Source organism: Massilimicrobiota sp. An142, assembly GCF_002160725.1.
Taxonomy (GTDB): Bacteria; Bacillota_I; Bacilli_A; order Erysipelotrichales; family Coprobacillaceae; genus Allocoprobacillus; species Allocoprobacillus merdigallinarum.
In genome coordinates this window covers 1-18,677 of record NZ_NFLD01000042.1, presented here as the reverse complement: position 1 = coordinate 18,677, position 18,677 = coordinate 1, and the positions used below count along the sequence as shown (strand labels likewise).

The following is an 18,677-nucleotide window of genomic DNA, read 5'->3' as shown; positions in this document are numbered from 1 at the left end:
TCTGATTCAAATATGATAATGTCTCAATGTATCAAGATTGATAATGTCCCAACATGTTGGGACATTATCAAATAATCCTGTTATACTATAAACCTCACTTTTTATTGGAGGTTTGATGATGAGAAAGGTTGAATTAAGAATGAATGAATTAAAAAAATATGAAATCATTAAAAAACTTGTTGAAACGAATGGCAACAAGAAACGTGCTGCCATCAAGATTGGCTGTACTGTTCGCACTGTGAACAGACTCATACTCAAATATAAAAATGGTGGCAAGGCTGCCTTTATTCACGGCAATCGTGGCAGATGTCCTTCTACCACTATCCCTCTTGATATGAGAAATAGAATTGTCTCTTCCTATATCAATGATTATTCCGATACAAATTTCACTCATTATTGCGAAATCGTTAAGGAGGATCTTGACATCAGTATATCCGATACCACTCTTAACAAATGGCTCAGAGAGGAGAATGTCCTTTCCCCTAAGGCTAGAAGAAAGACCAAGAAACTCATGAAGAAAAAGCTTAAGCAGAAGCTTGATCAGACTTCTTCTCAGAAGGTTAAGAATCAGATCAAGATGGCCATCGCTTCCGTCGATGATGAAAATGCTCATCCAAGAAGGTCAAGATGCAAATACTTCGGTGAGATGATTCAGATGGACGCCTCTTCTTTCGAATGGATTCCTGGTCATATATGGCATCTTCATCTCGCTGTTGATGATTCTACTGGCACTGTGGTTGGGGCCTATTTTGATACTCAGGAAACCTTGAATGGCTATTACAATGTTTTCTTTCAAATCTTGACTGGTTATGGTATCCCTGCCATGTTCTATACTGACAGGCGTACTGTCTTTGAATACAAAAGAAAAACCAAGGCTTTCGATGACGAGGATACCTTCACCCAATTCTCCTACGCATGCCATAACCTTGGTGTTGATATAAAGACCACAAGCATCGCTCAGGCCAAAGGCAGAATCGAGAGACTCAATCAGACCTTCCAGTCTCGATTGCCTGTTGAATTGAGACGTGCTCATGTGTCTTCCATAGAGGAAGCCAACGAATTTTTAAACTCCTACCTAAAAAAATTCAATGATCAGTTCGCTCTACACCTTAATACTACACAATCGGTATTTGAAAAGCAACCATCAATGGAAAAAATTAATTCAACACTGGCTGTTCTTTCACCGAGAAAGATTGATTCTGGTCACAGCATCAGATACAAGAATAAGTTCTATATTCCTGTTTCTGATAGAGGAGTGCCATACTATCTGAAAAAGAAAACAGACTGCATGGTCATCGAGTCATTTGATGGTGGGCTATATGTCAATGTATTGGACGAACTATTCATCATGAAGGAGATACCAGAGCATGAAAGGCATTCAAAGGAGTTTGATGGTGAAATCAAAGAAAGCAAGCCAAAAAAGCAGTACATTCCGCCAATGGAACATCCTTGGAGAAATGATGACTTTCTTGGCTTTCTAGCAAGACAAAAGCATCGTACAAACGGTGCTAATGTTTAACTTTTTTTAGGACATTTTCAAAATTGCTTGACAGTCATAGTCACAATGATTTTGACTTTTATAAACTCCTTTGACTATGAATTCCATTCATTAATAATCTGTTTAAAAACTCTTCCTCTTTCTTCATATCCACTAAATTCATCATATGAACTTGTTGAAGGGGATAATAATACAACATCTCCTTCATGAGCAATTTCCTTTGCTTTCATCACAGCATCTTTCATATGTTCAACAACAATTGTATTGTCTATATACATTTCTCTAGCAAATCTTTCCTTTGCCTCACCAAAACAAATAAGCGTTGAGATCTTTGAAGCATAAGATGACATCTCTGTTAAATCCAGACCTTTTTCATGACCACCCATTAATAATATAACCGGCTGTTTAAAAGCTTTTAAAGCAATAATTGCTGCATCTGTATTTGTCGCTTTAGAATCATTATAATATTTAACACCGTGATATTCTCTTACAAATTCTATACGGTGTTCTACTCCCTGAAAAGAAGCCAAAGTATCATGAATATCTGATAAAGACACATGACTTAATGCACAGGCAATAATGGCAATCATCATATTTTGAATATTATGATCACCTACTATTTTTATTTCATCCAAATCAATAACATGATTTCCTTTATAATAAATCGCTTGATTTTGAATCATACAATCAGCTGGTTTAGTTAAAGAAAAAGTCACTCTTTGAGCCAAAACAGGATATTTTCTTAAATAACTCTGCAAGATTTCATCATCCAAATTTTCAATAAAATAATCTTGCTTATCTTGATTCATATAAATACGTGTTTTAGAAGCATAATATTCATCCAGTGAAGCCATATAATCCAAATGATCTGGAGTCAGATTTATAATTGTAGAAATATGTGGATGAAACTTTTCAATATCTAATAATTGAAAATTAGACATTTCTAAAACCACATCATACCCATCACGATGAAGCAAATCATTGTCTAGAACACAAGAGGAATAAGGTATACCCACATTACCTGCCAAACAAGACAAATGATGGGCATGTTTTAAAATCTCATCAATTAATGTCACTGTTGTTGTTTTCCCATTTGTTCCTGTAATAGCAATATAATTTTGCATTTTAGCAACTTGATAAGCCAGTTCAATTTCAGTATAAACTGGAATTCCTCTTTCTTTCAACCTTAAAACAAATGGTTTATGATAATTAATTCCTGGATTTTTCACAACAAAGTCAAAATCTCTTTCAAACAGTTCTTGTGGATGTCCTCCTGTAATCATTTCAATACCACGATGCACATATTCATCATAACAAGCAATCTTTTCACGACTAGCATATTCATTCACTGTGATAGTTGCATGTAATGCAGTCAATAATTCGACTGCTGCTTGACCACTTTTAGCCAATCCTAAAACTAAAACTTTTTTCCCGTTCAACATATTACATAACTCCTAAAACAATCCCAATAATTCCACAAATAAAACCTAAAAACCAAAATGAAATGACAACTTGTTGTTCACTCCATCCAAGCATTTCAAAATGATGGTGAATGGGTGCCATCTTAAACACACGTTTGCCTCTTGTTTTGAAAGATACAACCTGAATAATCACTGATAAAGTTTCAATCAAGAAAACACCACCAATTAAAATAAACAGAAGTTCCTGACGTGTTAATACAGCCAAAGCCGCTAAAAATCCACCTAAAGCTAATGAACCAGTATCTCCCATAAAAATACGTGCAGGATGATAATTAAAACACATAAATCCTAGTAATGTTCCCACCACTGCCATAGCATAGATGGCAATGTCATAATCTTTATTCATAATCGCAAAAATAACAAAAACAGAAATCGCAATCATCGAAAGTCCTGTTGCTAGACCATCTAATCCATCTGTTAAATTCACCGCATTGCTGCCCGCTGTAAACATAAAATATACCAAAATAGGATATAACCATCCAATATCAATTTCTATATGTAATAAAGGGATAGAAATTGCAGTATCAAATCCAGGTATAAAAAACTTAGCTAAAATATAAAAAGCAATGGCCACAACTGATTGTAATGTATATTTATATAAAGGTTTCAATCCATCATTTGTCTTTCTGACAACAATTAAATAATCATCAATAAATCCAACCAATCCAAAACCTACAAAAGAAAAAGTTAAAAGATGTATATAAGGATTATTTAACGAAGTGAAATTCAAAATATAAACCACAACTACAGCACATAAGATAAAGACGATTCCACCCATTGTTGGTGTACCACCTTTTGCTTTATGCGACTGTAAACCTTCTTCTCTTTCTACCTGTCCAAATTTTAATTTTTTTAAATATTGAATCGCTTTTGGCATAACAGCCAACACCAAAATAAATCCCACTAAAAAGTTCAAAACAATTCTTAAAAAGACCATATTAAACATAATAAGACTCCTTTACCACTTTTATCTTTTTTACAATATATCATATTTTCCACACAATAACAACAATCAAAAAAGTCCTCTCTATTTATAATTATCAATATTTATCGACATAATATTTTTTTATTATTTTCTTTATCTTCAAACCATTTTCTATATAATGTTGACTAGGAGTGAGAGAAAATGAAAAAAGCATTTAGTAATGAATTATATGTAGAACTACAATCTAAACACATTCAAGAAAGAATTGCTCAATTCGACAATAAATTATATCTAGAATTTGGGGGAAAACTTTTCGATGATACACATGCTTCTCGTGTTTTACCTGGTTTTGAACCCGACAGCAAGTTAAAGATGTTATTAACTTTAAAAGATAAAGTAGAAGTGATTATCGCTGTTTGTGCTAAAGACTTAGAAAGACATAAAATGCGAAGAGATTTAGGTATTTCATATGATGATGAAGTTATTCGATTAATTAATGAATATGAAAACGTTGGATTATATGTAGGAAGTGTCACAATTACACAGTACCAGCATCAAAATTCTGCCGATACTTTTAAAACAAAGCTAGAAAAACGTGGCATTAAAGTTTTTATGCAATATCCTATCGAAAATTATCCTCATAATGTTGATCATATTATTTCACCAGAAGGATTTGGTAAAAATGATTATATTATCACGACAAAGCCATTAGTTGTTGTGACTGCTCCAGGTCCTGGTTCAGGAAAAATGGCAACATGTCTATCTCAGCTTTATCATGAACATCTTCATGGCATTCGTGCTGGATATGCAAAATTTGAAACTTTCCCAATCTGGAACTTACCATTAAAACATCCTGTTAACCTTGCTTACGAAGCAGCAACCATTGATTTGAATGATGTCAATATGATTGATCCTTTCCATCTTGAAAAATATGGAGAAACAACTGTCAACTATAATCGTGATATTGAAATTTTCCCTGTATTAAATACAATGTTTAAGAAAATTTTTGGAGAATCACCATATGCTTCTCCTACTGACATGGGAGTCAACATGGCTGGTTATGCAATTATTGATAATGAAGCCGCTAAAGATGCTAGCTGTCGTGAAATTGTACGTCGTTATTATCATGCGCAAGTTGATTATTTAATGGGTAAAATCAATGATCAGTCTTTAGAAAAAATGCAGATGTTATTATCTCAGGCAGGTGTCGATGCGAAAAACCGTAAATGTGCTATTGTAGCCAGAGAAGTTGCACAAACACGCCAAGGTCCTGTCTGTGCAATAGAATTAAATGATGGTCATTTAATCAGTGGAAAAACATCATCATTATTACGTGCTTCCAGTGCAGCTATGTTAAATGCATTAAAATATTTAGCTGGTATTGAACAAGATATTGAATTAATTTCACCAACTATGCTGCATTCTATTCTATCTTTAAAAAATGACTATTTAAATATGAAAACACCATTATTGGATATTGATGAAGTCCTTTTAACACTCACCATTGCTTCAGCTCAAGACCAGAATGCTAAAAAATGTCTAGAAGCTCTTCCTTTATTAAAGGACTGTGAGATTCATTCAACTGTCATTTTAAGTAATAAAGATACAGAAACATTAAGAAAACTCAAAATGAACTTAACTTGTGATCCTAAGCATGCCAGTGCTTAGGATTTTTTTATAGAAAAAGAACCTATTTTTTTAGGTTCATTTGTATCATTTGCTGATATTCACTAGCTACACTTTGATAAAGTCTGGCAAATGTATAATCAACATTATATTGTGTTAAAACAGCTTTATAAGGAATATGTGGTATTCCTTTCATTCTAAACAATTGTAATAATAAATCTAATTGTTCATCTTTATTTAAAGCAAAGAAAACAAAAGGTTGATCCATAGATGAAGAAGGCAACATCTGTTCCTGATATGTATAACCATCCATGTTTAATAAATAACCCATTTTCTGATATAGATGCTGTATAGAAATATCTCTTACATCAATATCTAATTCATTTGCTATTTCTTTTATCTTTCCTTTGATATCATCACTTAAACGATATATTAAAATTGTATCTTTCATAATAATCCTTTCTTATTGTTCCAAATCGCCTAATTCTGTTTCAATTTTTTCATTATCCATGAATTGATCAATATATTCACATGCCTGTGTAATAGACAACTCATTAGGAATAATAACAGATGCATTCATTCCCACTGAATAACATGGCATAGAAGCACTATCACCTATAATTTGATAAGACTGAATATCCCAATTTGGCATTTGAGATAACTGCATTTGAACAAGCGCATTCATTTCGTCACTTGGCATATTGGTTTCAATACTTTGACTGATTGTATCCAAAACTTGTGAAAAAGATGTTAATATTGCTGGTGAGCAAACTTTTTTTACAATAGCCGAAATCATGCGTTGCTGGTTTCTTCCTCTTGCAAAATCTCCATCAACAAATGATTTTCTTTCTCTTACAAAAGCCAATGCCTCCTTGGCATTCAGATGATTTTCTCCTTCTTGAATCTGATAGCCACCAATCTTTGTTGTAAATTCTTCTGGAGAATGAACTGTCACACCACCCAATGCATCTACAATATCCATAAATGATGTAAAATTCATACGCACATAATAATTAATATCCTGATCAACCATATCTGTTAAAGTATCAATACTTTCCTGTAATCCATACATTCCTGTATGCGTAAATTTATCATATTCACCATTTCGATGTAATGGATAATAAATATCACGGGGAATACTAATCAATAATATTTGCTTGGTTGTAGGATTAATACCTACCAACATATTCACATCACTACGTGATACAGCCGTTAAATCTCCATATTCATCATTACCACTAATATAAACCAAAAATGGTTTTTCAGTCACATCAACACTTTTCGCATTCACCGCAGCTTCATCACGTTTAACCTGAAAAATAACACGTGTATCATCAGAAAAACTTTCTTTTTCCTGCTCAACCAAGCTTCTAAAAGCTTCATCTAAAATAATAGCGTCAACATCTTTCTGATATAATTTGGTAACCAGCTGATGAAAATCAGATGAATCATCTAAAGAAATCTGTCCCACTTCTTTTTCTATTTGCGATACCGTATAATCCATTGTTGATTCATCCACATAAGAAACATGTGAAAGTAAATGTTCAGGTAGCTGATATTCATTCTTAATTGGTGAGTCTTTTAAAACAATAACAGAAATAGCACGTGTCTGAAACTGTTCATCACCAAGCAAATCAACGACTTGCCCTGTTCTATAAACATAAAATGAAGCAACAACCATCAAACAACTTAAAACAAGGCTCAAAAACTGCGTCAATAAAGAACGTTTACTTCCCTGTTTTTTATAGAAAATCAAGAAATATTCTCCCACCATCAAAGCAATGAGAATAACTCCAACTATCATCATATATTTCATTGGTACAAAACGAATAAAATACATCGTTGATAGTAAAACTATAGACATCAAAAATTGAATACTATATACAATACGACGTATATATTTATTATCTATTTTTTTCATTATGACACATCCTTTTCGATAGGGTATCATATTTCGACATTTTTATCAACGCATTCTACCATTATAGTTTGCATTTTCCTAAAAAATCATGTAAAATATTTGCCAATATCAACAGAAAGGGTGATTCCATGAACGCTAATACAATACTTCATTATGTTGACTTACGTGGTGATCTTTTAGCCAGTCAATTTCCCTATAATGAAATTGATGCCCTGATATTTAGTGAGCTGGCTTATGTTTATCTTGATGATATTTTCAACGACACAAAACCCATCACTTTACAACAAGCCTTTCAAAAATATCAACAAAGAAACGCCACATTGACACCTGAAAATTTAAAAAAGATTCTTGTCCCTAGTCATGAACTTTTTGAAAAAATGGCTCACAGTCCTCGTTATCAAAACATTCAAATTTTAAACTATGTCAATGATGTCAATAAAGAACTGATCAAACAGTTTGCAGCATTGGCTTTATTATTAGAAGATGGTCGCATTGTGATAGCCTATCGTGGTACCGATGATTCACTGATTGGCTGGCATGAAGATTTTTTAATGCTTTGCGAAAAAGTTGTACCTGCTCAAGAATCATCTGTACATTTTCTAGAAGAGATTGCCTCACAGAATATCACTTCTTCATTGATGCATGACTTAAAAAATAAATTCCTAGCACCTTCTATATGGCAACGTTTAAAAAAACATTTTCAATACCGTCAACATCGTCCATTATGGTTAGTAGGACATTCTAAGGGTGGCAATTTAGCTATCTTTGCTGGATGTTTTTGTCATCAGCATGTTCAAGATCGTATTATTCAAATTGATAATTTTGATGGCCCCGGTTTTCAAGATGAAATCATTCAATCAAAGGCTTACCAAAACATGCTTCCCCGCATTCATAGCTATATTCCTCACTATTCATTTTTTGGTATTGTTTTAGGTCATGAAGAAAACTATACCGTTGTCAAAAGTCAGGAAACAGGCATGATGCAACATAATGCTTATTCATGGCAAATCAATGCCCATCATTTTGAATGTGATGAACTGTCATATGAAAGTGTTCAATTTGCTATTAAAGTTATCCTTTTCTTAGAAAAATTAAGTTATGAAGAAAAACATCAGTTTGTGGAAGCAATGTTTTCATTATTTGACAATTTAAATTTATATAATTTTTCTGATTTATCACACATTTCCTATAAACATATCATGAATGGAATTAAAGAAATCACTTTATTAAAACCCAAAACACGTAATATGCTTTTAGAAGTTTTACATATGTTATGGCTAGAAGCCAAAAAGATCAAAAGAGGGCATTGACAAAATCATTTGTCTGCCCCTTTTTTATAAATCATCTTCAATTGCACTCGATTTGGCATATGCTGTTGATTTTGCCTCAAAAAAATCTGTTTTAATTTGATTAGCCTGACTATAAAGATTTACCCACTGCATTGCTTCTGGTTCATCCTGATAACCTTCAAAAAGCGGTTCAAACCCTAGTGAAGTCGCACGTAAATTACCCAAATAATGAATGTAATCACTGACCATAGTCATGGTTAACCCTTCAATGCGATCACCTATCACATATTGTGCCCAGGCTATTTCCTCCTCAACACCACGTTTTAACATTTGACGATAAACAGCTATTTTTTCATCATCAAAGAGTTGTGGTTCTTCTTTTTGTAATTCTAAAATCATATTCCTGAATAACCATAAATGTGTATTTTCATCACGATTAATATAACGTATTTCCTGTGCTGAACCAGACATTTTTCCCATTCTTCCTAAATTATAGAAGAACATAAAACCACTATAAAAATAAATACCTTCTAAAATATAATTTGCCATGATTGTCTTCATTAAATGAAATGCATCTTTATGCTGTAAAAAATCATTATATTGTTCACCAATAAATTGATTACGTTTTAATAAATGTTCATCATATTTCCATTGATATAAAATTTCATCACGTTTATCTGGTGAACAAATTGTATCTAACATATAACTATAACTTTGTGAATGTACAGCTTCCTGAAATGCCTGAATTGTTAAACATAAATTAATCTCATTGGCTGTAATATATTCTCCAATATGCGGTAAATTCGCTGTTTGTAAAGAATCCAAAAACACAAGAAACGATAGAATTTTATCATAAGCCTGTCTTTCTTCATCTTTCAACAAACGATAATCTTTGACATCTTGAGTTAAATTGATTTCTTCAGGTATCCAAAAATTATTCATTGCCTGACGATACCAGTCATGTACCCATTGATACTTCATATGATTAAAATCATTCAGATTCGTCGTATTTCCATTAATCATACGACGTTTTCTTACATCAATATCGCCTTGTGCATTAAATAATGCCTTTGCTTTTAATTCCATAATTCCTCCCTCTATGCACTGCATGATTCACATTCTTCAATTTCTAAAGATTGACTTCTTACATAGTAAATCGTCTTAACATTATTTTCATATGCTAAAATATATAAATTTAAAAGTTTTCTAAATGTAAATTCCTGTGTCATATAAATATTTAATGACTGCGACTGATCAATATGTCGTTGTCGAATCCCAGCAGCTTTGATTAGCCATTCTTGATCCATATAATGTGCATTTTTATATAACCAGAATGTTTTTGGATTTAAATCTGGTGCCACTCTTCGCATCATACTTCCTTTTTTCTCTTCAATAAAGAATTTTTTCATGATCGGATCAATAGAAGCTGTTGTTCCAGCAATAATAGATGTAGAAGAAGTAGGTGCAATAGCCATTAAATAACCATTACGTAAACCATAACGATGAATCATGGTTTCTAATTGTTGCCACTCTTTAGATTGATAATGACGTTTTTGAAAATACATACCGGTATCATAATCACTACCCTCAAAACCGTGATAACGACCTTTTTCTTTAGCCAATAAACATGATGCTTCTAGTGTATAGTAATTTATTTTTTCATATAACTGATCAACAAATTCTAAATGCTGTTCACTTTCAAAAGGAATGCCCTTTTGGCATAACATATGATGATAACCACTTGTTCCTAAACCAATGGCACGATATTTCTGATTCGTTATTTGAGCAAATGGTAATGGGTAATCATTCAAATCAATAACATTATCTAAAGCTCTCACAACAACATGAATAATATGTCTTAACTCTGCTTCATCATCAACATTTATTTTTCCTAATGTTAAGGATGCAAGATTACACACTACAAAATCTCCTGGTTTTGTTTTTTCAACAACGACCTCTTCCCCATCAACATGCATAACTTCCTTATCTAAAAAAGTCATAGCACTCATGTTTTGTGCAATTTCACTGCATAAATTACTACAATAAATCATACCCTGATGATGATTAGGATTCATTTCATTGACACGATCACGATTAAAGGCAAAAGGTGTTCCTGTTTCTACCAGCGATTTAATAATCAATCTGACAACCTCTTTGACACTCATGACTCTTTTAGAAATACGTTCATCCTGGATACAATCTAAGTAACGCTCCTGCCATTCTTGACCATAATAATCTTCTAAATGATAACCCTTGATCTGATAAATTTCATGAGGACACATCATATACCATGGGGCATCTATATCATCTCTGGCCAATTGCCAAAATAAGTCTGGATAGCAGACAGCTGGAAAAATATCATGCGCCTTCATGCGATCATCTCCATTATTTGTACGAATCTGCAAAAACTCAGGCAAATCTTTATGCCAGACGTCTAAATAAACAGCTGCTGCTCCCTGTCTGACACCTAACTGATCAACAGCAATCGCTGTATCATTAACCAGTTTCAGCCAGCGAATCACACCACCAGCTGCACCTTTATAGCCACGAATATCACTGCCATTCGCCCTGACTTTTCCAAAATAGAGTCCCATACCTCCACCATGTTTAGAAACTTGAGCAAAATGATCTAAACTTTTATAAATACCATCCAATGAATCATCAACAACATCAATAAAACATGAACTCATTTGATGGAATGGTTTTCTGGCATTCGCCATTGTTGGTGTTGCCATTGTCACTTTAAGTGTACTTAAAATATCATAAAATTGTTTTGCCCAATAAACACGATCATTTTCTAGCATCGCTAAATGCATCGCAATCCCCATAAACATTTCCTGTGGTGTTTCTAAAACATGATGATCATGATCTTGAATCAAATAACGTTTATATAACATATCTAATCCACTATAATTCAATAATTCATTACGTTGATCTTGAATGTATTGTGACAATTCTTCAATTTCATCAGATTGATAATGTTCTAAAATATAATTTCCATAATATCCTTCTTGTGTTAAATATTGAATTTTTTGATAAAAAGTTGAAATCCCCAACATTTCATTGCGACATTGAACCTGACAAATGATATCATATACCAAAAAACGACCTGCAATCATTTCCCAGAAAGGTTCCTCAACACTTGTCAGTTCATCACTTGCCTGAATTAAACTGATCAAAGCTTCATGAGAAGTCATACCTTCTTTATAAAACGTACTCCACTTTTCATAAAGACGCTGTAAATGCTCTCTTCCAATCGCAAAATCTTGAATCATTTTATAAAAAACATCTTTTAATTTTTGATGACCTATTTTATCTAAAAATAGTGTGATCATATCTTCATTCATATCCATTTTTTTCACATCCTTGAAGGCATTGTATCACAGCATAAAAACATTTGACCACTTATATGCCTATAAAAATTCTCATATCATTTCATTGGTAATTTAAAAATTATTATGTTATGATAATGACCTATTGGAGGTAAATATGTTACATATACTTGAACATTCTTTAGAAGATTTAATACCTATGCTTCCATTTTTATTTCTGACTTATCTATTAATGGAATATATTGAACATAGAAATAATCAGAAGTTTGAAAACCTTTTGGCACGTACGCAAAAATTAGGACCACTGATTGGTAGTCTTTTAGGAATCATCCCTCAATGTGGATTTTCTGTCATTGCCAGTGGATTATATATGAATCAAAGTATCAGTTTAGGAACTTTGTTAGCTGTGTTTATTGCTACAAGTGATGATGCTATTCCTATTTTAATTGCCCAGCCAAAACAGGCACAGACATTATTTGTGATTATTGGTTTAAAAATCATTGTGGCAATTGTTGTTGGTTATCTGGTGGATGGATTAATTCAATCTCATCGTCTTTCTAACAATCATAGCTTACATGATATACATGAACACTGTAAAGAAGAAGAACATGGACATGGTATTATTTATTTAGCTTTATTACACACTTTCAAAATCTTTGTTTTTGTCTTTATTGTTAATTTTGCATTAACATGGCTGATTGAAGAAATTGGTGCAGATACATTGAATTATATTTTAGTTCATGGTTCTGTTTTTCAACCTGTTATCGCTGCTCTTACTGGCTTTATTCCTAACTGTGCTGCAAGTGTCATTTTATCACAGCTCTATCTTGATCAGGTCTTAAGCTTTGGTTCTTTATTTGCAGGACTTATGACGAGCACAGGACTTGGTTTACTTGTCTTGTTACGTATGTATGATAATAAAAAAGACATTTTAAGAATTGTTCTTATCATGTTTGTAAGTGCAACGATTATAGGCATTTTTCTACAATTATTTTAAAACCGTAGGCTTTCGTCTACGGTTCTTTATTTATGATAATCTTTGACATCTTCTAATAAAAACTCATGGTTTTGAGGCTGTTTTCTTTGAAATTCATGAAAATGTTCTTCCGTTACAGCTTTCACTTCTAAAGCCAGTTCTCGTGACGACATACGACGTGCTCCTCGTCCAATGACAATGGACTGCTCCAAAGCATCAGAAGTTGCAACAACAACACGATAATCACTTGCTAATTGATGGGTCACACGTTCAATATACATATCTGCAGTTTGGGCTTCTTTGGTATAAACAACATAAACATTATGATGCTTTTCTTGACTCCCTAGATTCTGTTTCACCTTATAAGCATCAAAAACAATAATCATAAGGCATTGTTTATACCCCTGATAATTACTGAGTATATCAATCAGTCGATCACGTGCAACACCTAAGTTTGTGCTTGCTAAATCTTTGAGTTCTGGCCACGAATGAATAACATTATATCCATCAACCAAAAGGCATTCAGGTTTCATTTTAACACTCATAGATGTTTCTTGAGGCTGATGCTGACGATAATAATCATCAGCTAAACGACGTTTGATAGGTCCATATGTTCTTTGAAAGATAGCATCCAATTCTTCATCTTCATTTTGATATTGTGGTGCATCATGATATGTATGATGCGTATTTTTATTTTTTGTATATTGATAAGGAATATGCATATATTGCTCAACTTCATCCCATGCCACATAAAAACCTGCTCCATGTTGACAAAAGACTGAACCTGTTGGATGAGCCTGATCTGTTTCACTATCATATCCTTTTTGTTTTATAATGTCTTCTTGATTATGACAAGGAAAATACCCTTTCATATGGCAGATCATGCGTCCTTTACCTTTTGTTAAAGCAATCACTTCTTGCTGATAATCTTGTAAGCAGGCCACTGGCCCTTCACCATATAAATCAATACTATCAATCTGTTCTTCAATTCTCACTTTGGTGTGCCTTTTTTCCATATCATACAAAACACGACTCAACGCATCTTTAGGTATATGAATATGAATATCATAATAAGGTTCTAATAAAATAGATTTTCCTCTTTTTAACCCATGACGAATCGCACGATATGTAGCTTCTCTTAAATCACCACCCTCAGTATGTTTTTGATGAACTTTCCCTGCTATTAAACTGATTTTTATGTCAGTTATAGAAGCTCCTGTTAAAACACCTGGATGTTCTATTTCTTGGCAATGTGTCATAATCAAACGCTGATACTGTAATGGCAGCTGATCTGTTGTACATTGACTTTCATAAACCAGACCACTCCCTTGAGCAAGTGGTTCCAATAAGACATGAACTTCTCCATAATGACGCAATGGTTCAAAATGTCCAACGCCCTCCACTGGTTCACTAAGTGTTTCTTTATACAAGATTTCACCATGATCAAAACTGACTTCCTCATGAAATCTTTCACGAATGATATTTTGTAAAACTTCAATTTGAATTTCACCCATCAATTGAATATAGATATCTTGTGTCTGTGACATATATGTCACATGTAATGTTGGGTCTTCTTGAGCTAAAGTCTGTAGATTCTTTAACATTTGGTGCTGATCACAATGAGGAGATAAAACAACACGATAAGTCATGTAAGGCATCATCACAGGTTGCGTGAATGTCTGATTTGTAAGTGTCATTCCTGGAAGAAAACTTTTTAAACCTTTTAAAGCAACCACATCTCCTGCCTTTGCTTCTTGTAGCAACGTATATTTTGGTCCCTCATATAAACGAATCTGATCAATTTTTTCATCATGAATCTTTTCTTTCACATGCAATGTTCCACCAGTTATTTTTATATGTGTTAAACGATTGCCGTGTTCATCATGACTCACTTTGTAAACAAAGCCATCCAATGAATCCTTATATGTTGGTTCTATGGTATAGGTATCTAGTAAATCTAAAAAAGCGCTGACCCCTTCATTTTTTAAAGCTGAGCCAAAGAACACTGGAAAAATTTGTCTTTTCATAATACATTCTTGAATATGTCCCAAATCAATCACTTGATGGTCCATATATTCTTCCAACAATGTTTCATTAACGAGAGCCAGATTTTCATAAAGCTGTGTTACTGGCATCGAGAAATCTAAACAGTTTTCATGATATTTTTCTGTCAATTCTTGAAATAAGTATTCACGAGAATAAGTTGTCTGATCCATCTTATTCATAAAAATAAAAGTGGGAATATGATAATGTTCTAATAAATGCCAAATTGTTTCACTATGTGACTGTATACCATCCATTCCATTGACCACAATAATCGCATAATCTAGAATGTATAAAGTTCTTTCCATTTCAGCCGAAAAATCAACATGGCCTGGTGTATCTATCAAAACAAACTGTGTATCTTTCCATGGAAACATCGCCTGTTTAGAAAAAATAGTAATGCCACGATGACGTTCCTGTTTGTCATAATCTAAAAATGTATCCTGATGATCTACACGTCCCAATTGTCGTATCTGTCCTGAAAGATAAAGCATACTTTCAGACAACGTTGTTTTTCCTGCATCAACATGTGCCAATATGCCAATCACAATTTTTTTCATATCATTGAACCTCCCAACCTTGAAGAATTATTATACACTATTTTTTTATGAAATACATCTTTTCATCTACCAAAAATATGTTAAAATATCCTAGAAAGAAGGGATATTATGTTTTTTAGACTTCATGTTATTATTTCAAGTGAAAATGAAAAAGATGAAAAACTGATTAAAAATTTACTTTACCAAATAAGACCAACATTGTCTATTTCACCTGCCAGAGAATATGCTGGTCTTAAAGATCATAGTGAATTTTATGCAACAGACGATATCACACCAGATCAAGTTCAACCCTTATTAGATCAATTGAATAATGATTGGGATGGTGCTCAGGATGATTGTATCTGTTATGGATTTAACACAAAGATGTTTCATGAACTGGTTTATTATTTAGGATTTACTTTATTTGAATAAAAAGTTTTAGGTACTTTTTTAATGACCTAAAACTTTTTTATATTTATAAAAGAATGTCTCCGTTACTTTCAATAATCTCTTTATAGCGATAATAAGAATTTTTGATATGACGTTCTAGAGTGCCATGACCATCATTAAAACGATCAACATAAACAAAACCATAACGTTTTTTCATTTCACCAGTACCCGCTGATACAACATCAATAGGTCCCCAATAAAGATATCCCATCACTTCCACACCATCAAGGATTGCTTCATGTACATATTTTAAATGATCTTCAACATATTTCATTCTAAAAGCATCATCAATATGTCCATTTTCATCAAGATTTTCATCTAAACCAATACCATTTTCAACAATAAATAATGGCAAATGATAACGATCATATAAAACATTTAATACATAACGAATACCTTGAGGATCAATTGGCCAAGACCAAGGCTTTGGTGAACATCCTTCAAGATATGGATTCTCTTTTCCAGTCAATCCGCCAGTATCCCCATGAACATCACTTTCTTTATCGTAAGTTGAAGAACGATAATAACTAAAAGAGAAAAATTCAACTGTATTTTCTTTCATTAATTGAAGTTCCTGATGATCCATCACTGGTTCAAAATGATGTTCATTCCAGACACGTTTAACATAACCTGGAATCTCACCAAAACAGAAAGCATCTCCAAAATAGAAATTAGACATTCTTACAGTATCAAATGCACCCCATACATTATCAGGATCACAGTTATATGGATAAGTTGCTACTGATGAACATGTTAACATGCATCCTACTTTGGCTTGTGGATCCACTTCATGACAAAGTTTCACTGTCCAGGCATTGGCTACACATAAATGATAATAAGCCTGCCATTTATCTTCAAATGTTGTTGATCCAATTGGATCTTCAGGATTTTCTGGATTTAATGTTAGAACGCCTCCTGCAACCAAAGGATTACGCATCATATTATTCACTTCATTAAAAGTCAACCAATATTTCACTTTCCCTTTATAACGCTCAAAGACAGTTGTCACATAACGCTTCCAAAAATCAATCAAACGATGATCACGCCATCCTCCATATTCTGTAATAAGATGTAATGGTGTTTCATAATGACTTAATGTAATAACTGGTTCCATATGCAACTCTAACATCTTATCAATTAAGCGATCATAAAATGCCAAACCTTTTTCATTAGGCTCTTCTTCATCGCCATTAGGGAAAATTCTTCCCCAGGCAATAGAAGTTCTAAAACAATTAAATCCCATTCCAGCCATTAACTCTAAATCTTCTTCATAACGATGATAAAAATCAATAGCCTCATGACTTAAATAAACCTTATTGGGATCTAGACACATTTCATATTTTTGCTTATCTTGATTCCATTTTAAACCAGGATCTTTAGATCCAATACCAACCATGACATCAGTCACATTAGGAGCCTTTCCATCTTCTAGCCATGCTCCTTCACATTGGTTTGCAGCAACTGCTCCTCCCCATAAAAAATTTTTAGGAAAACTCATTTTATATACCTCCTCTATGAAAAATATTTTACACCTTTTTCAATTGACGATAATCATAATTTCATAAAAAGAAAATACCGAAATTAATCGGTATTACATAGAAAGAATTTCTACTCCTGTATCCGTCACTAAAAGTGTATGTTCCCATTGGGCTGATAATGAGCCATCATCTGTATAAGCTGTCCAATCATTAGAGCCAATATGAATAAAGCGCTCTCCTGCATTAATCATCGGTTCAATTGTTATCACCATACCTGTCACAAGCACAGTTGTAGGACAATGTGGATCAAAGTGAAGTACATAAGGATCTTCATGCATAGATAAACCGACACCATGTCCACAAAACTCTCTGACAACACTATATCCATATTGATGTGCATGCGTTTCAATAGCTCTACCAATATCACTAATGGTACTTTTGAATGGTTGAATAGATTCTATTCCCTTATATAAGCATTCACGTGTAACTGCAACCAGCTGTTTAGCTTCATCACTGACATTGCCGATCATGAACATACGTGAGGCATCAGCATAATATCCTTTATAACATGTCGTTACATCAACATTAATAATATCTCCATCCTTTAATATCACATCATCACTAGGAATCCCATGACAGACTTCATCATTAACAGATGTACAAATACTTTTAGGATAGCCTTCATAATGAAGATCAGCTGAAGAAGCATCATGACTATTTAAATATTCAACAGTCATATCATCTATCTGCTGAGTTGTCATCCCTGCACAAATATGTTCTTCAATATAATCTAATAACCCATTATTCACAATGGCAGCCTGTCTGATTCCTTCTATTTGCTTATCATTTTTAATCATTGCACGTTTTGGAATAACATATCCCTGTTTTTTTAAATATTGCAGTCTTCCATCAAATTTTTCATGACATTTTTTATATTTTTTATGACTCCCACACCAACATTCATCATTTCCAAATCTTTTCATATCATTTCCTTCTTTCAGTGCGCACGTTCTTGCGCTTAATATATATTTCTTTTGAAATCATCGCTCCTGCAATGCGATGTAAAGCAACCGACTTACCTCGCGGGGATAACCCAACGGGGACCAAAGCATGTCGGTA

The 18,677-nt window shown here is 33.2% G+C and carries 14 protein-coding genes; 5 read left to right on the top strand and 9 right to left on the bottom strand.

All coding sequences use genetic code 11. The features are described 5' to 3' along the window. Positions 1 to 118 precede the first annotated feature (118 nt). Positions 119 to 1,519, top strand: coding sequence for an ISNCY family transposase (locus B5E87_RS13410; protein WP_204209742.1), 1,401 nt, complete (start codon positions 119 to 121; stop codon positions 1,517 to 1,519). A 74-nt stretch (positions 1,520 to 1,593) separates the two neighbouring features. Here the strand turns inward: B5E87_RS13410 and murD are convergent, their stop codons facing one another. Both murD and mraY read right to left on the bottom strand, forming a co-directional pair. Further along, complete coding sequence (gene murD / locus B5E87_RS13405) at positions 1,594 to 2,940, bottom strand: UDP-N-acetylmuramoyl-L-alanine--D-glutamate ligase (RefSeq protein WP_087245671.1); 1,347 nt, start codon at positions 2,938 to 2,940, stop codon at positions 1,594 to 1,596. Between the two features lies 1 nt (position 2,941). Beyond that, complete coding sequence (gene mraY / locus B5E87_RS13400) at positions 2,942 to 3,925, bottom strand: phospho-N-acetylmuramoyl-pentapeptide-transferase (RefSeq protein ID WP_087245669.1); 984 nt, start codon at positions 3,923 to 3,925, stop codon at positions 2,942 to 2,944. Between the two features lie 180 nt (positions 3,926 to 4,105). Between mraY and B5E87_RS13395 the strand changes: the two genes are divergently transcribed. Then, on the top strand, positions 4,106 to 5,572 hold the full coding sequence (locus tag B5E87_RS13395) for a DUF1846 domain-containing protein (protein ID WP_087245667.1): 1,467 nt from the start codon (positions 4,106 to 4,108) through the stop codon (positions 5,570 to 5,572). Positions 5,573 to 5,594: 22 nt separating this feature from the next. Here B5E87_RS13395 and B5E87_RS13390 read toward each other — a convergent pair whose 3' ends face one another. Together B5E87_RS13390 and B5E87_RS13385 are read right to left on the bottom strand one after the other, a co-directional pair. After that, complete coding sequence (locus B5E87_RS13390) at positions 5,595 to 5,981, bottom strand: DUF3783 domain-containing protein (RefSeq protein WP_087245665.1); 387 nt, start codon at positions 5,979 to 5,981, stop codon at positions 5,595 to 5,597. 12 nt (positions 5,982 to 5,993) lie between these two features. Then, positions 5,994 to 7,451 (bottom strand): LCP family protein, encoded by a 1,458-nt coding sequence (locus B5E87_RS13385; RefSeq protein WP_087245663.1) that lies wholly within the window; start codon positions 7,449 to 7,451, stop codon positions 5,994 to 5,996. Positions 7,452 to 7,579: 128 nt separating this feature from the next. On the opposite strand from B5E87_RS13385, the gene B5E87_RS13380 reads away from it, so the two are divergent. After that, complete coding sequence (locus B5E87_RS13380; RefSeq protein WP_087245661.1) at positions 7,580 to 8,761, top strand: Mbeg1-like protein; 1,182 nt, start codon at positions 7,580 to 7,582, stop codon at positions 8,759 to 8,761. Between the two features lie 24 nt (positions 8,762 to 8,785). On the opposite strand, the gene B5E87_RS13375 is transcribed toward B5E87_RS13380, so the two are convergent. Both B5E87_RS13375 and B5E87_RS13370 read right to left on the bottom strand, forming a co-directional pair. Beyond that, positions 8,786 to 9,826: a ribonucleotide-diphosphate reductase subunit beta gene (locus B5E87_RS13375; protein WP_087245659.1), complete on the bottom strand. Its 1,041-nt coding sequence runs from the start codon at positions 9,824 to 9,826 to the stop codon at positions 8,786 to 8,788. Positions 9,827 to 9,837: 11 nt separating this feature from the next. Beyond that, positions 9,838 to 12,093: a ribonucleoside-diphosphate reductase subunit alpha gene (locus B5E87_RS13370; RefSeq protein ID WP_087245657.1), complete on the bottom strand. Its 2,256-nt coding sequence runs from the start codon at positions 12,091 to 12,093 to the stop codon at positions 9,838 to 9,840. Positions 12,094 to 12,229: 136 nt separating this feature from the next. On the opposite strand from B5E87_RS13370, the gene B5E87_RS13365 reads away from it, so the two are divergent. Continuing rightward, positions 12,230 to 13,069 carry a putative manganese transporter gene (locus B5E87_RS13365; protein ID WP_087245655.1) on the top strand — a complete coding sequence of 280 codons (840 nt, stop codon included), beginning with the start codon at positions 12,230 to 12,232 and terminating at the stop codon, positions 13,067 to 13,069. 26 nt (positions 13,070 to 13,095) lie between these two features. Here the strand turns inward: B5E87_RS13365 and B5E87_RS13360 are convergent, their stop codons facing one another. After that, positions 13,096 to 15,651, bottom strand: coding sequence for a translation factor GTPase family protein (locus B5E87_RS13360; RefSeq protein ID WP_087245653.1), 2,556 nt, complete (start codon positions 15,649 to 15,651; stop codon positions 13,096 to 13,098). Between the two features lie 108 nt (positions 15,652 to 15,759). Here B5E87_RS13360 and B5E87_RS13355 point away from each other — a divergent pair, with 108 nt between their 5' ends. Next, positions 15,760 to 16,062, top strand: coding sequence for a hypothetical protein (locus B5E87_RS13355; protein WP_087245651.1), 303 nt, complete (start codon positions 15,760 to 15,762; stop codon positions 16,060 to 16,062). 43 nt (positions 16,063 to 16,105) lie between these two features. Here the strand turns inward: B5E87_RS13355 and B5E87_RS13350 are convergent, their stop codons facing one another. After that, a complete protein-coding gene (locus B5E87_RS13350) occupies positions 16,106 to 17,578 on the bottom strand; it encodes a glycoside hydrolase family 1 protein (protein WP_087245649.1) in 1,473 nt (490 codons plus the stop codon). Positions 17,579 to 17,671: 93 nt separating this feature from the next. Further along, complete coding sequence (locus B5E87_RS13345; protein WP_087245647.1) at positions 17,672 to 18,541, bottom strand: methionyl aminopeptidase; 870 nt, start codon at positions 18,539 to 18,541, stop codon at positions 17,672 to 17,674. Between the last annotated feature and the right edge of the window lie 136 nt (positions 18,542 to 18,677).

Bases quoted from the DNA above. Each gene is read 5' to 3' on its own strand.
- B5E87_RS13410 (WP_204209742.1), top strand. From the start codon at position 119: ATGAGAAAGGTTGAATTAAGAATGAATGAATTAAAAAAATATGAAATC.
- murD (WP_087245671.1), bottom strand. From the start codon at position 2,940: ATGTTGAACGGGAAAAAAGTTTTAGTTTTAGGATTGGCTAAAAGTGGT.
- mraY (WP_087245669.1), bottom strand. From the start codon at position 3,925: ATGTTTAATATGGTCTTTTTAAGAATTGTTTTGAACTTTTTAGTGGGA.
- B5E87_RS13395 (WP_087245667.1), top strand. From the start codon at position 4,106: ATGAAAAAAGCATTTAGTAATGAATTATATGTAGAACTACAATCTAAA.
- B5E87_RS13390 (WP_087245665.1), bottom strand. From the start codon at position 5,981: ATGAAAGATACAATTTTAATATATCGTTTAAGTGATGATATCAAAGGA.
- B5E87_RS13385 (WP_087245663.1), bottom strand. From the start codon at position 7,451: ATGAAAAAAATAGATAATAAATATATACGTCGTATTGTATATAGTATT.
- B5E87_RS13380 (WP_087245661.1), top strand. From the start codon at position 7,580: ATGAACGCTAATACAATACTTCATTATGTTGACTTACGTGGTGATCTT.
- B5E87_RS13375 (WP_087245659.1), bottom strand. From the start codon at position 9,826: ATGGAATTAAAAGCAAAGGCATTATTTAATGCACAAGGCGATATTGAT.
- B5E87_RS13370 (WP_087245657.1), bottom strand. From the start codon at position 12,093: ATGGATATGAATGAAGATATGATCACACTATTTTTAGATAAAATAGGT.
- B5E87_RS13365 (WP_087245655.1), top strand. From the start codon at position 12,230: ATGTTACATATACTTGAACATTCTTTAGAAGATTTAATACCTATGCTT.
- B5E87_RS13360 (WP_087245653.1), bottom strand. From the start codon at position 15,651: ATGAAAAAAATTGTGATTGGCATATTGGCACATGTTGATGCAGGAAAA.
- B5E87_RS13355 (WP_087245651.1), top strand. From the start codon at position 15,760: ATGTTTTTTAGACTTCATGTTATTATTTCAAGTGAAAATGAAAAAGAT.
- B5E87_RS13350 (WP_087245649.1), bottom strand. From the start codon at position 17,578: ATGAGTTTTCCTAAAAATTTTTTATGGGGAGGAGCAGTTGCTGCAAAC.
- B5E87_RS13345 (WP_087245647.1), bottom strand. From the start codon at position 18,541: ATGAAAAGATTTGGAAATGATGAATGTTGGTGTGGGAGTCATAAAAAA.